General features: G+C 65.3%; 14 protein-coding genes. 5 read left to right on the plus strand and 9 right to left on the minus strand.

All coding sequences use genetic code 11. The annotated features are described in order from the left end of the window. Positions 1 to 336: 336 nt before the first annotated feature. From rimM to rpsP, 3 genes are read right to left on the minus strand one after another with little or no spacing between them, the layout of a single operon-like run. On the minus strand, positions 337 to 948 hold the full coding sequence (gene rimM, locus B9Y86_RS00525) for a ribosome maturation factor RimM (protein WP_176223265.1): 612 nt from the start codon (positions 946 to 948) through the stop codon (positions 337 to 339). After that, positions 935 to 1,171: an RNA-binding protein gene (locus tag B9Y86_RS00530; protein ID WP_044442063.1), complete on the minus strand. Its 237-nt coding sequence runs from the start codon at positions 1,169 to 1,171 to the stop codon at positions 935 to 937. The genes rimM and B9Y86_RS00530 overlap by 14 nt, the downstream gene beginning before the upstream one ends. 2 nt (positions 1,172 to 1,173) lie before the next feature. Continuing rightward, complete coding sequence (rpsP, locus tag B9Y86_RS00535) at positions 1,174 to 1,608, minus strand: 30S ribosomal protein S16 (protein ID WP_085481944.1); 435 nt, start codon at positions 1,606 to 1,608, stop codon at positions 1,174 to 1,176. 247 nt (positions 1,609 to 1,855) lie between these two features. Here rpsP and B9Y86_RS00540 point away from each other — a divergent pair, with 247 nt between their 5' ends. Next, complete coding sequence (locus tag B9Y86_RS00540; protein ID WP_085481946.1) at positions 1,856 to 2,998, plus strand: glutamate--cysteine ligase; 1,143 nt, start codon at positions 1,856 to 1,858, stop codon at positions 2,996 to 2,998. Here the strand turns inward: B9Y86_RS00540 and B9Y86_RS00545 are convergent. Next, positions 2,995 to 3,819 (minus strand): LLM class F420-dependent oxidoreductase, encoded by an 825-nt coding sequence (locus tag B9Y86_RS00545; protein ID WP_085481948.1) that lies wholly within the window; start codon positions 3,817 to 3,819, stop codon positions 2,995 to 2,997. The two genes, B9Y86_RS00540 and B9Y86_RS00545, sit on opposite strands and share 4 nt — an antisense overlap. A 74-nt stretch (positions 3,820 to 3,893) precedes the next feature. Here B9Y86_RS00545 and B9Y86_RS00550 point away from each other — a divergent pair, with 74 nt between their 5' ends. Beyond that, complete coding sequence (locus B9Y86_RS00550) at positions 3,894 to 4,670, plus strand: M23 family metallopeptidase (protein ID WP_085481950.1); 777 nt, start codon at positions 3,894 to 3,896, stop codon at positions 4,668 to 4,670. Positions 4,671 to 4,741: 71 nt separating this feature from the next. On the opposite strand, the gene ffh is transcribed toward B9Y86_RS00550, so the two are convergent. Beyond that, positions 4,742 to 6,313 carry a signal recognition particle protein gene (gene ffh, locus B9Y86_RS00555; RefSeq protein WP_085481952.1) on the minus strand — a complete coding sequence of 524 codons (1,572 nt, stop codon included), beginning with the start codon at positions 6,311 to 6,313 and terminating at the stop codon, positions 4,742 to 4,744. Positions 6,314 to 6,428: 115 nt separating this feature from the next. Here ffh and B9Y86_RS00560 point away from each other — a divergent pair, with 115 nt between their 5' ends. After that, positions 6,429 to 6,860, plus strand: coding sequence for a MarR family winged helix-turn-helix transcriptional regulator (locus B9Y86_RS00560; protein WP_085481954.1), 432 nt, complete (start codon positions 6,429 to 6,431; stop codon positions 6,858 to 6,860). Continuing rightward, the gene (locus B9Y86_RS00565; RefSeq protein WP_085481956.1) at positions 6,857 to 8,203 is read left to right on the plus strand and encodes an MFS transporter; all 1,347 of its coding nucleotides are present in this window, start codon (positions 6,857 to 6,859) and stop codon (positions 8,201 to 8,203) included. The genes B9Y86_RS00560 and B9Y86_RS00565 overlap by 4 nt, the downstream gene beginning before the upstream one ends. A 17-nt stretch (positions 8,204 to 8,220) precedes the next feature. On the opposite strand, the gene B9Y86_RS00570 is transcribed toward B9Y86_RS00565, so the two are convergent. Next, positions 8,221 to 9,261 carry a zinc-dependent alcohol dehydrogenase family protein gene (locus B9Y86_RS00570; protein WP_085481958.1) on the minus strand — a complete coding sequence of 347 codons (1,041 nt, stop codon included), beginning with the start codon at positions 9,259 to 9,261 and terminating at the stop codon, positions 8,221 to 8,223. A 77-nt stretch (positions 9,262 to 9,338) separates the two neighbouring features. Between B9Y86_RS00570 and B9Y86_RS00575 the strand changes: the two genes are divergently transcribed. Next, the gene (locus B9Y86_RS00575) at positions 9,339 to 10,214 is read left to right on the plus strand and encodes an LLM class flavin-dependent oxidoreductase (protein ID WP_085481960.1); all 876 of its coding nucleotides are present in this window, start codon (positions 9,339 to 9,341) and stop codon (positions 10,212 to 10,214) included. A gap of 6 nt (positions 10,215 to 10,220) precedes the next feature. Here B9Y86_RS00575 and ftsY read toward each other — a convergent pair whose 3' ends face one another. From ftsY to lipB, 3 genes are read right to left on the minus strand one after another with little or no spacing between them, the layout of a single operon-like run. After that, entirely contained in the window at positions 10,221 to 11,096 is an 876-nt protein-coding gene (gene ftsY / locus B9Y86_RS00580) for a signal recognition particle-docking protein FtsY (RefSeq protein WP_085481962.1), read from the minus strand. Positions 11,097 to 11,119: 23 nt separating this feature from the next. Next, positions 11,120 to 12,118, minus strand: coding sequence for a lipoyl synthase (gene lipA / locus B9Y86_RS00585; RefSeq protein WP_085481964.1), 999 nt, complete (start codon positions 12,116 to 12,118; stop codon positions 11,120 to 11,122). Continuing rightward, entirely contained in the window at positions 12,115 to 12,786 is a 672-nt protein-coding gene (gene lipB / locus B9Y86_RS00590; RefSeq protein ID WP_085481966.1) for a lipoyl(octanoyl) transferase LipB, read from the minus strand. Before lipB ends, lipA begins: the two co-directional genes overlap by 4 nt. Between the last annotated feature and the right edge of the window lie 129 nt (positions 12,787 to 12,915).

Here is a 12,915-nt window from a genome sequence, read left to right on the forward strand (position 1 = left end):
CCACCGACTCGAACAGCCTGGACCGCATCCTCCGCAGCTCCCGGGCGCGCGACCCAACCGTTTCGTATTCGTCGAAGCTCGCCTGCGCTGATCAACCGTGCGATTGCCGCGCGGGACATGCCTCTTCGCTCAATGGACCGTGTGGATGCGACGCCGTCTGCTCCGAGAAGGGCGATGAGATTGGCCATGCCGAGAAGAATGCACTGCGCGGGGTTTGCGAAACGGGGGCTGAGGCAATCTGTGGACAGTCGCTACCAAAAACGGGAGGAGATTCGGCAATCCGACGCTCTATTCGCGTCGATCTGCCAAATCTCCTCCCGTTTGGAGGCTGTGCGGCTACTCGGCCGGGGTGTCCTCAGGCGAGGACTCCTGTGTGGGAGCCTCCTCGTCGTCGTCCGACTCCGGGAGTTCCTCGAGGAGGCCCGGAGGCGGCGTGATGGTCATCGTTCCCGCCACGATGTCGACCGCCGGAATGATCGCCTTGACGAACGGAACCAGCACCTCGCCGGATGCCTGTTCGATGACCAGCAGATCTTGAGCGGGCATGTGGTTCACCTGGCGAACGACGCCGATCTTCTCACCATCGCGGATCACGTCGAGTCCGACGAGCTGGTGATCGAACCAGGCGTCTTCTTCGGCGGACTGCTCGTCGGAGTCCTGATCGATCCACAGAATCGCCTTGACCAGACCTTCTGCGGCCGTGCGGTCTGGCACTCCCTTGAAGAACCCGACGGCGTGGCTGTTGAACCACTTGAGCTCGATGAGCTCGAGCGTCTTGCCGTGCCACGGAGATGAGGTGGGCACCTGGAGGGTGAACACCGCGCCCGGCACGAAGCGTCGTGCCGGGTCGTCGGTGAAGAGTTCCAGCTTGATCGCCCCCTTGAGCCCGTGGGCTTTCAGGAGGCGACCAACCCGGAGTTGCTGCGTCTCGTTCTTAGAAATCGGTATCCACCACGTCTACACGAACGCGCTTGCCATCAGCGAGCGCGGCGACGAGTGTGCGGAGAGCCTTGGCCGTGCGACCCGCACGACCGATCACGCGGCCGAGGTCGTCGGGGTGCACGCGCACCTCGAGAACCTCTCCGCGGGGTGAGCTCTTCGCAACGACATGCACGTCGGCAGGTTTGTCGACGATGCCCTTGACCAGGTGCTCGAGAGCAGGAGCGAGCAAGGCTAGGCCTTCTCTGCTTCAGCCTCGGGAGCCTCGTCGGCAGCCGGTGCCTCTTCGGCGGGAGCTGCGGGAGCCTCGACCTTGACCTCGGCCTTGGGCTTCAGAACCGGCTTCTTCTTCTCGTCGGCGACGAACGGCTCCTTGGGCTCCTTGACGCGAACGGTCGAGACCGCGTCTTTGTCGCCCTTGAACTTGCCCCAGTCACCGGTGAGCTTCAGCAGCGCGGCGACCTGCTCGGTCGGCTGAGCGCCGACGCTGAGCCAGTAGAGCGCACGCTCGGACTCGATCTTGATGACCGAAGGCTCTTCGGTGGGGTGGTACTGGCCGATCTCCTCGATGACACGACCGTCGCGCTTGGTGCGCGAGTCGGCAACGACGATGCGGTAGTACGGTGCACGGATCTTGCCCATGCGCTTCAAACGGATCTTTACAGCCACAATTCTTCCTAGGTTTTTCTCTCGGCCCTGGTGGGCCTAAATGTGGGTGAACTGGCAGCCGTGAGCGTGGGGTGCACACTCGGCGTAAAAAGTTCTCGAGGGTTCTGCCACAACCTGATTAGAGGGTCGGGCGGGCAGACTCGACAGATCATTCTGTCAGATATTCGCCGCGTGCGCGTAATTCCTGAGCGCTATCGGTCGAGTCTGCCAGGATGAGGCGACCCTCTGCTATCGATCGGAGCCGCACATGCAGATCTCGTTCGCTCCTTCCGAACGCTCGACACTCGGCATCGAGTGGGAGATCGCGCTCGTCGAACAGAGCTCAGGCGACCTGGTGAACGTCGCCGGCGACGTGCTGACGTCTCTGCGCGGTCCGGACGGCCAGGATCATCCGCGGATCACCGAAGAACTACTACTGAACACCGTCGAACTCGTCACCGCCGTGCACACACGGGTGTCGGATGCGGTCGACGACCTCCAGGGACAGCTCGCCGAGGTGCGCGCCATCACCGATCCGCTCGATGTCGAACTCATGTGCGCGGGAACGCATCCGTTCGCCCAGTGGTTCGACCAGCAGATCACCGACAAAGAGCGCTACCACAAGCTGATCGACCGAACCCAGTGGTGGGGCCGCAACATGATGATCTGGGGCATCCACGTACACGTCGGCGTCGAGAATCGCGACAAAGTGCTGCCCCTCTTGAACGGGCTCCTCAACTACTACCCGCACCTGCAGGCACTCTCTGCGTCGAGCCCGTTCTGGGCCGGAGAGAAGACGGGCTACGCGTCGAACCGAGCACTCATGTTCCAGCAGCTTCCGACAGCAGGGCTGCCCTATCAGTTCGACGAGTGGAGCCAGTACGAGTCGTACGTCGACGACATGAAGGTCACGGGCATCGTCGACGACCACACCGAGGTGCGCTGGGACATCCGCCCTTCTCCCCAGTGGGGAACGCTCGAGATGCGCGCCTGCGACGGCCTCTCCAGCCCGGAGGAGATCGGTGCCGTCGCCGCCCTCATCCAGTGCCTCGTCGAGCACATGTCGGATCGGCTCGATGCGGGCGAGACACTGCCGACATTGCAGCCCTGGTACGTGCGCGAGAACAAATGGCGCGCTGCGCGCTACGGCCTCGACGCCGAGATCATCGTGGATGCGCAGGGCGCCGAGAAATTGGTCACCGACGACGTGCGAGAACTGCTGGTCACACTCGCGCCGATCGCCGAGCGGCTCGACTGCGTCGATGAACTGGCGCAGGTGAACCTGATCCTCGAGCACGGTGCCAGCTATCAGCGACAGCTGCGTGTCGCCGAAGAGAACGGCGGAAGCCTCAAGGCCGTGGTCGCATCACTCACCCGCGAACTGCGCCACGGCCTCGGGCATACCGACTAGGAGTTCTTCTCGTCGCGCCAGGCGAGCAGATCCTTGACCGGGCCGAGGTCGATCGACGGCCCGGTGATTCCGAGGGTGAAGAGCGTGACGCCCGCCTCGGTCTTCTCGTCGAGGACTGCGGCATCGGCGGAGCCGAAGGCACCGGTGAGCTTCACGTCGTTCGAGATCTCGATCTCGGAGACATCGCGGCCGACGTCCGATGCGTGTGCCCGCAGAACCTCGAGCTTGTGCCGGAGGGTCGGCACGTCGGAGAAGCTGTGCCAGATCGTCGCGTGCTTGGCCACGAGCTTGAGCGTCTTCTTCTCGCCGCCTCCACCGATCAGCACGGGGATCTTGCGGGTGGGAGCCGGGTTGAGCTTGCCCCAGCGCGCCTCGATGCGCGGGAGAGCCTCGCCCAGCGCATCCAGTCTCTGCCCGGCCGTGCCGAACTCGTAGCCGTACTCGTCGTAGTCACGCTCGAACCAGCCCGAGCCGATGCCGAAGACGAGCCTGCCCTCGGCTCCCGGGGTCTTGGCGCTGATGTGGTCGACGGTGCGCGCCATGTCGGCAAGCAGGTCGGGATTCCTGTAGCTGTTGCAGGTGACGAGCGGACCGAACTCGATCGTCGACGTCTGCTCCGCCCAGGCGGCGAGCATGCTCCAGCCCTCGAAATGAAGGCCCGCAGGATCTCCAGACAGCGGGTAGAAGTGGTCCCAGTTGAAGGCGATGTCGACACCCAGTTCTTCGAGCTGGCGAAGAGTGTCGCGGATCGTCGTGTAATCGGAGTGCTGCGGCGCGATCTGGATGCCGATGCGCACGGGGCGCGAGGTGTTTGTCGTCATGATGCGAGCCTACTTATCACGCCTGATCGAGAACTCACCTTGCGGCATCAGGCATCGCACCTCACAATGAACAGGTGAAGTCGATTGAGCCGAAGTCTGCGAACGTGCGCCCTCAGCGGCCCCGTCGCAACATCGCCTCTCGGGTTCTCCCCCCGATCGCATTGCTCTTCGTCGGCGCACTCGCCGTAGCCACCTCGCTTCCCGCCGCAGCATTCGGCCCGGGCTCATCGTTCGGCATGACCGGTGCGACGGGCGGGTCACAGTCGCAGAATCAGCTGCTCTCCGTCGACGCTTCGGCGGCCGACGCCAGCGTTCTGCGCGACGGATACACCGTCAACACTCCGACACCGACACCCACCCCGACGCCCGCGGCCAAGTCCGCGCCGGCGTCGACGGGCGGAAGCCCGGGAGGGTGGGGTTGCCAGCGAGACGCCCCCGCCGAAACGACACGTCTCACGTGGCCCTACGATCACCCCGTCAAGATCGGTGATGGCTTCGGCCCGCGCGCCGAAGGCATGCACGACGGAGTCGATCTGCTCGCCGGCAACGGAACACCCGTCCAGGCGATCGGCGACGGCATCGTCACCGCCTCGGGCTACAACGGATCCGCGGGCAACTACGTGGCGATCGCGACCATGGTCGGCGGTCAGCGCCTCTGCAGCATGTACATGCACTTCCAAGACGGATCAGTGACCGTGACGGTCGGCCAGGAACTCACCGCAGGCACCGTGATCGGCCTCACCGGCGACACGGGTAACGCCAGCGTCGAGCACTGCCACTTCGAGCTGTTCTTCGCCGACGGCGTGCGCTTCGATCCGATTCCGTACCTCACGGCGAACGCCAGCTACTAGGCCCGCTCGACAATCGACCTGGTCCGTTCGACAGGCTCGGGGAACGGAACGTCGAGCTTGTCGAGACGTGCCTAGCGGCCCAGGAACTTCTGCAGCGAAGCCAGCTCTTCTTCGCTCGGGGCGCCCGGTGCGGATTTGCCCTTGCCGAGCCCCAGACCGAAGCCCGAACCGCCCGCGGTGACGGGCGCGGCATCCGGCTTGATACCCGCGGCACGTGCGGCGTCTTCGGCCGCACGCTTTGCCGGATTGCCCGACTTCGAGCCCTTCTTCTTGGCGACCTGCTTGCGGCCGCCGTGGGCGCCGGGAACCGGACCCATTCCGGGGATGTTCGGCATGCCGCCCTTGGCGACGGTCTTCATCATCTTGGCGGCCTGCTCGAAACGCTGCACGAGCTGGTTCACGTCGGTTACGGTCATTCCCGAGCCCTTGGCGATGCGCAGTCGACGCGAGCCGTTGAGAAGCTTCGAGTTCTGCCGCTCGGCCTTCGTCATCGACTGGATGATCGCCTCGGTGCGCACGATCTCGCGCTCGTCGAAGTTCTCGAGCTGCTGCTTCATGCCACCCATGCCGGGGAGCATTCCCATCATCTTCTTGATGGAGCCGGCGCCGCGCAGCTGCTGCATCTGGGCCAGGAAGTCTTCGAGAGTGAAAGTGTCGGTGGCGAACTTCTCGGCCATCTTCATGGCCTCGCCCTCGTCGAAGGCAGACTGGGCCTGCTCGATGAGGGTCAGGATGTCGCCGAGGTCGAGGATTCGGCTCGCCATGCGGTCGGGGTAGAAAGGCTCGAAGTCGTCGAGCGACTCACCCGTCGACGCGAAGATGATCGGGCGCCCCGTGACGGATGCCACCGACAGGGCAGCTCCACCGCGGGCGTCGCCGTCGAGCTTCGTGAGCACGACTCCCGTGAAGTCGACACCGTCTTGGAAGGCCTTGGCCGTGGCGACGGCGTCTTGACCGATCATGGCGTCGATCACGAAGAGCACCTCGTCGGGATCGACTGCCTTGCGGATGTCTGACGCCTGCTTCATCATGTCGGCGTCGACGCCGAGACGACCGGCCGTGTCGACGATGACCACGTCGTACTGCTTGTCGATGGCGAACTTGATCGAGTCTTTGGCGACCTTCACCGGGTTTCCCGTGCCGTTGCCGGGCTCGGGCGCGAATACGGCTACCCCGGCCTGGCCGGCGACGACCTGCAGCTGGTTCACTGCGTTGGGGCGCTGAAGGTCGGCGGCGACCAAGAGAGGTGTGTGATTGTCTTTGGCCAGCCACTTGGCGAGCTTGCCGGCCAGCGTCGTCTTACCGGCACCCTGAAGGCCGGCGAGCATGATCACGGTCGGCGGCTTCTTGGCGAACTGGATGCGACGGGCCTCGCCACCGAGGATCGCCACGAGTTCTTCGTTGACGATCTGCACGACCTGCTGCGCCGGGTTGAGCGCCTTGTTGACCTCGTCGCCCAGCGCACGCTCGCGCACCTTGCCGGTGAAGTCCTTGACTACCTCGAGCGCGACGTCGGCGTCGAGCAGGGCGCGGCGGATCTCGCGAACAGTCGCGTCCACATCGGCAGGGCTCAGCTTGCCCTTGGTGCGAAGGTTCTTGAATGTCTCTGCGAGCCTGTCAGACAGGTTTCCGAAAGTAGCCATGGTTCGACAAGTTTACCTGGCCGCCGACGTTGCCGGTCGAGGGGGTGTCTCGACAGGCTCGACGAACGGAACACTCGCGGGATCATTAGCCAAGCTAATGAGTTAGGCTAACTACATGACTCCTCCCCTCTCGCTGCCCGCTCTCAGCTCCGAGCTGCGCGGGGTCACTATGCACCTCTCGCGCAGACTCCGAAACGAACGCGCCGACATCGACCTCAGCGACTCGCAATTCAGCGTGCTGGCCTATCTCGTTCGCACAGGCGCACACACACCGAATGAGCTGAGCGTCTGGGAACATGTCACTCCCCCGTCGATGAACCGCACCATCAACGCGCTCGAGGCAGCCGGCCTCGTGGCTCGAACACCGGATGCGTCGGACGGCCGCAAGGTCTTCGTCACGGCGACAGAGAACGGCTGCGGGGTCGTGAAAGAGACGAGGCGCAGGCGTGACGCGTGGCTGCACTCGAGGCTCTCGGCGCTCACGCCCGACGAACGCCGAACACTCGAGGAGGCGACGGTCCTTCTGAGAAAGATCGTGGCTCCATGAGCGCGATGTTCCGCTCGCTCTCGAGCGTCAACTACCGCATCTGGTTCGCCGGAGCACTGGTGTCGAACGTGGGCACCTGGATGCAGCGCACAGCGCAGGACTGGATCGTGCTCACCGAGCTGACCGATCACGACGCCGCAGCGGTGGGCATCGTCATGGCGCTCCAGCTCGGTCCGCAGCTTCTTCTCGTGCCGTGGGCGGGTCTGATAGCCGACCGTCTCGACCGGCGACGCACCCTGATGGTGACCCAAGCATCCATGGGCGTCTTGGGGTTGGGGCTCGGCCTCATCGTGGTGACCGGCGTGGCCCAACTCTGGCACGTCTACCTGTTCGCCCTGCTGCTGGGCATCGCCTCGGCGATCGATGCGCCCGTGCGGCAGACATTCGTCTCCGAGCTCGTCGGCGGCTCGAACCTCTCGAACGCAGTGGCACTGAACTCAGCCTCGTTCAACGCTGCCCGCATGATCGGCCCCGCCGTCGCAGGCCTTCTCGTCGCCGTGATCGGCGCGGGGTGGGTCTTTCTCTTGAACGCGGTGACGTTCGGCGCCGTCTTGGTCTCACTCACATTCATCAGAGTGGATCAGCTGCGTCGGAGCAAGCGGGCACCGCAGGGCAAGGGCCAACTGCTCGAGGGCTTCCGTTACGTTCGATCGCGGCCCGACCTGCTCGTGATCTTCGTGATCGTCTTCATCATCGGCACATTCGGCATGAACTTCGCCATCTTCACATCGACCATGGCGAGCGTCGAATTCGGACGCGGGTCCGAGGCCTTCGGCCTGCTCTCGTCGGTGATGGCGGTGGGATCGGTGACGGGAGCATTGCTGTCGGCGCGGCGCGATCGTCCGCGGGTCCGGCTCACATTCATTGCGTCTGCCGCCTTCGGGGTGAGCTGTCTCGTCGCCGCCGTCATGCCGAGCTACTGGGGTTTCGCCATCGTGCTGGTCTTCGTCGGTCTATCAGCCCAGACGCTGATGACCACCGCAAACGGCACGGTGCAGACGACCACCGCACCGGAGATGCGCGGGCGCGTGATGGCGCTCTACATGGCGGTCTTCATGGGCGGAACGCCGATCGGTGCTCCTGTCGTGGGCTGGGTGGCGAACAGTTTCGGGCCGCGCTGGGCAATCGGTGTCGCCGCCGCATCGGGGCTCGTCGCAGCAGCGATCGGTCTCGGCTGGCTCATCGTGTTCCGCCATCTGCGCCTGCACTTCGACAGAGCAGCGCATCCCCACTTCGTCGTGAGTCACGACGGTCGGCCTTTCTCGCGCGGCCGTTCGCCCGAGACGGCTGAGGAGCTAGAAGAGGATCTTGCTCTCGACGAGGCGGACGCCCGGAGATCGTGAGCGACGATCGCCAGGATTCAGGCGATGTCGACGACGGTGACTCCCGCCGATCGATCGCCCGACGCGATGGCCTCGAGCGCCGCGGGCGCATCGGCGAGCGAGATTCGATGCTCGATGAGTCGTGCCGGATCGAGGGCTCCGCTCAGAACGAGGTCGAGCAGCGCCGGGTAGTCCGACGCCGGCATTCCGTGGCTGCCGTGGAGAGAGAGTTCTTTGGCGATGATCGCCGGGAGGGGGATCACGGGTTCTTCTGAGAACAGGCCGATCTGCACCTGCCTCCCCAGGGGCGCGAGTGCGAGCACGCTGAGCCGCATAGTCGCCTGCCTGCCCAGAGCCTCGACCGACACGTGAACGCCGGCGGGTGCCACGGATGTGATCGCATCGAGGACCTCGGACTCGGAGAGCCCGGATGAGTCGATGGTGTGCGCTACGCCCAGAGACGAAGCTCGCTCGAGCGCGACGGGGTCGATGTCGACCGCGATCACCTCGGCGCCGACGGCGACTCCGATCATCGCGGCACTCAGACCCACTCCCCCGCAGCCGACGACGAGCAGTCGCTCACCGCGCTGGAGTCTTGCCCGATGCACGAGTCCTCGGTAGGCGGTCGCGAAACGGCAGCCGAGAAGGGCAGCGGCACCCGAGTCGAGCTCGTCTGGAACACGAATGAGGTTGACGTCGGCGTTGTGCAGCGCCACGAGCTCCGCGAAGGAGCCCCAGTGGGTGAAGCCGGGCTGAGTCTGGTTGCGGCAGACCTGACCGTTGCCGTCGGCGCATTCGGGGCATCGTCCGCACGCCGAGACGAACGGAACGGTGACTCGTTCGCCCACCCGGAAGCGCGTGACCTCGGGCCCCACGGCGGCGATGCGTCCGACGAGTTCGTGGCCGGGAACGTGCGGGAGCGCTATGCCGTCGTCATGGCCCAACCACCCGTGGGCGTCGCTGCGGCACACTCCCGTCGTCTCGACCCTGATCACCACTCCGTCGACCGAGGGAACGGGATCAGGCACATCGCGGAGCTCGGGGGCTCCGCCGAACTCGGTGAACACGACAGCGCGCATGGGACTCTTTCTCGCGGGGAACGCCTCCGACGATACCGGCCATGATCGATGTCGGAGTCAGTCCCTAGACTCGGGGCATGCGTCACGGAATCGTCATCCTGCCCCAAGACCCCTGGTCGATCGCCCGTCGAAAGTGGCAGTCCGCCGAAGGGCTCGGCTTCGAACACGCGTGGACATACGACCACCTCTCGTGGCGCTCGCTTGCAGACCAGCCGTGGAACGCGACGATCCCCACGCTCACCGCGGCGGCGGTCGTCACCGAGACGATCCGCCTCGGTACCTTCGTCTCGTCACCGAACTTCAGGCATCCGGTGCCGTTCGCTAAAGAGGTCGCGACAGTCGATGACATCTCGGGCGGCCGGTTTCTGCTCGGCGTCGGGTCGGGAGGAACCGGCTTCGACGCCTTCGTGCTCGGCCAGCCCGAATACACACCGGTTCAGCGGCACGCGCGCTTCGCCGAGTTTGTGACCCTGCTCGATGAGCTGCTTCGACACGAGGGCGACGGCGAGCGCGGCATCTCTTTCGACGGCGAATGGTACGAGGCGGTCGACGCACGCATGGTCGGAGTGGCGGCGCAGCAACCACGCGTGCCCTTCGTGCTTGCCGCAAACGGGCCGAGGGGCCTCGCGCTGGTCGCGCAGCAGGGTCAGGGGTGGGTCACCACAGGCAAAGACGGCGCCACGGGTGAGGAGTGGTGGTCTGCCGTGGCCACCCTGGCCGGCCGTCTCGATGACGCCGCGAGCGCGGCGGGCCGCGACCCGGCATCCATCGATCGGTATCTGTCGCTCGACTCGGGCGGCCAGTTCTCTCTCGAGAGCGTGGGCGCCTTCGACGACATGGTCGGGCGGGCGGCTGAACTCGGCTTCACCGACGTGATCTCGCACTGGCCGCGGCCAGAGGGCATCTACACCGGCGACGAAGAGGTGCTCTACGAGGTCGCCTCGCGGTTCTGAGCCGGCCTAGCCGACCAGGTTCTGTGCGAACACGTGCGGGGTGAAACCGGTGAGGTCGTTGATTCCCTCGCCCTGGCCGATGAGCTTGATAGGAATGCCGGTCTTTTCCTGCACGGCCAGCACGAACCCGGCCTTCGCCGATCCGTCGAGCTTGGTGAGCACGAGGCCCGTCACGCCCGCGTGCTGGATGAACGCTTCGGCCTGAGCGAGACCGTTCTGGCCCGTGGTCGCGTCGAGCACCAGAAGCACTTCGGCCACGGGTGCCTGCTTCTCGATCACACGGCGAATCTTGCCGAGCTCATCCATGAGCCCGCCCTTCGTCTGTAGACGTCCGGCCGTGTCGATGACGACGATCTCGGTGCCGTGCAGCTTGGCGTACTCGATGGTCTGAAAGGCGACGGATGCCGGATCCTGGCCTTCGTGCTGCGGCCGCACGATGGCAGCGCCGGCACGCTCAGCCCAGGTGGCGACCTGCTCGACAGCGGCGGCGCGGAAGGTGTCGGCCGCGCCGATGACCACCGTGCGCCCGTACGTAGCGAGGAACTTCGCGAATTTGCCGATCGTGGTGGTCTTGCCGACCCCGTTCACGCCGACGACGAGCACCACGGCCGGGCGCTCCGACAGGTGCAGGGTGGTGTCGAGCCTCGAGAGCCGCTCCTCCATGGTCTCGCGGAGCATGCGCTGCAGATCTTTAGGATCGGTCGTCTTGAAGCGATCGACCTTGGCTCGCAGATCGGTCACGACGGAGTCGGTGACGTCGGGCCCGAAGTCGGCCTTCAGCAACGCGTCTTCGAGGTCCTCCCACGTATTGGCGTCGATCGTGGGCTTGGTGAACATGCCACGGAGGGCGCCAGAGAGAGACCAGGGGGTGCGTTCAGCCATACGACAAGACTAGCGGCGCGCGTTCAGCCCACGGCCTGCGCGAAACCGTCCGCGCGCTCCGCCTCGGCGGCCAGATGGGCGAGGCGCTCGGGCAGCTCGATTCCCTTGCGTGACATGGACTGCGCCCAGAGGCGCCCCGCCCTGTAGCTCGACCGTACGAGCGGCCCGGCCAGAACACCGAGGAAGCCGATCTCCTCGGCCTCCTGCTTGAAGGCGACGAACTCCTCTGGCTTGACCCAGCGCGACACCGGTAGATGGCGCGGGCTCGGGCGCAGGTACTGCGTGAGCGTGATGATGTCGGTTCCGGCGTCGTGCAGATCACGCAATGCCTGACTCACCTCGGCAGGCTCTTCGCCCATGCCGAGGATGAGGTTCGACTTGGTGATGAGGCCGGCATCGCGGGCCTGCGTCAGCACATCGAGCGAACGCTCGTATCTAAACGCAGGACGGATGCGCTTGAAGATGCGCGGCACCGTCTCGACGTTGTGAGCGAAGACTTCTGGTCGCGACGAGAACACCTCGGCGAGCAGATCGCTGTTGCCCGAGAAGTCGGTGGCCAGAATCTCGACGCCGGTGCCGGGGTTGCGACGGTGGATCTCGCGCACCGTCTCGGCATGCAGCCAGGCGCCCTCGTCGGGCAGATCGTCGCGGGCGACGCCGGTGACGGTCGCGTAGCGCAGGTTCATCTTCTCGACCGATTCGGCTACGCGCCTCGGCTCGTCGGTGTCGTAGTCGGCCGGTTTGCCGGTGTCGATCTGGCAGAAGTCGCAGCGGCGCGTGCACTGCGAGCCGCCGATGAGGAAGGTCGCCTCGCGGTCCTCCCAGCACTCGAAGATGTTCGGGCACCCGGCCTCCTGGCACACAGTGTGCAGCCCCTCGTCTTTCACGAGGCTCTGAAGAGCTCGGTATTCGGGGCCGAAACGCGCCTTCGTCTTGATCCACTCCGGCTTCTTTTCGATGGGCGTCTCGGCGTTCCTGATCTCGAGTCGCAGCAGTTTGCGTCCCTCCGGCACGGCGCTCATGCGGCGACCTCCGTGGCTGCGGGCGCGGCCGCGAACCCCGCGATCACTGATGAATCGGCGAAGCGCTTGGCGATGAGCGGAGCGACATCACTCGGCGTAACGATGTGACTGACACATTCGCTGATCGTCGTCACCCCCGCGTCACGGATGCCGCACGCCACGATTCGCGAGTAGGGCGCGAGGCTGTTGCTGCAGTTGAGGGCGAAGCCGTGCATCGTCACTCCGTGGGCGATCCGGATGCCGATGGCCGCGATCTTCAGATCGGTTCCGCCTCTCGAAACCCAGACCCCAGAGCGACCTTCCACGCGACCGCACGCCACACCGAGCTCGTGGAGCACCTCGATGAGAACGCCCTCGAGACGTCGCACGTACCCCACGACGTCGACCGGCTCTGCCAGCCGAATGATCGGATAGCCGACCAGCTGCCCCGGCCCGTGCCACGTGATCTTGCCACCCCTGTCGACGTCGACGACGGGAGTTCCGTCGGTCGGCCGCTCCGAGGCATCCGTTCTGCGCCCAGCGGTGAAGACCGACTGGTGCTCGAGCAGCACGAGGGTCTCTGGCCCTGCGCCGTTGACGACACCGTCGTGGAGGCGACGCTGGAGCGCCCACCCGTTTGAGTATTCCACCGCGTCGTCGCCGAATCCGGCGAGAAGTAGCTCAGTCATGCGGGCAGTCTAGCTATTTAATAGACGCAGTCCAATTAATCGCGTCGGCGGGCCTCGGACACGCAGCGCGGGAGTGTCGCCGAGGGCCGAACACACCGGCGAATCTCTTAACATTGACTGACGATTGCC

Origin of the sequence: Agreia pratensis (genome assembly GCF_900177685.1) — a bacterium.
Lineage (GTDB): Bacteria > Actinomycetota > Actinomycetes > Actinomycetales > Microbacteriaceae > Agreia > Agreia pratensis.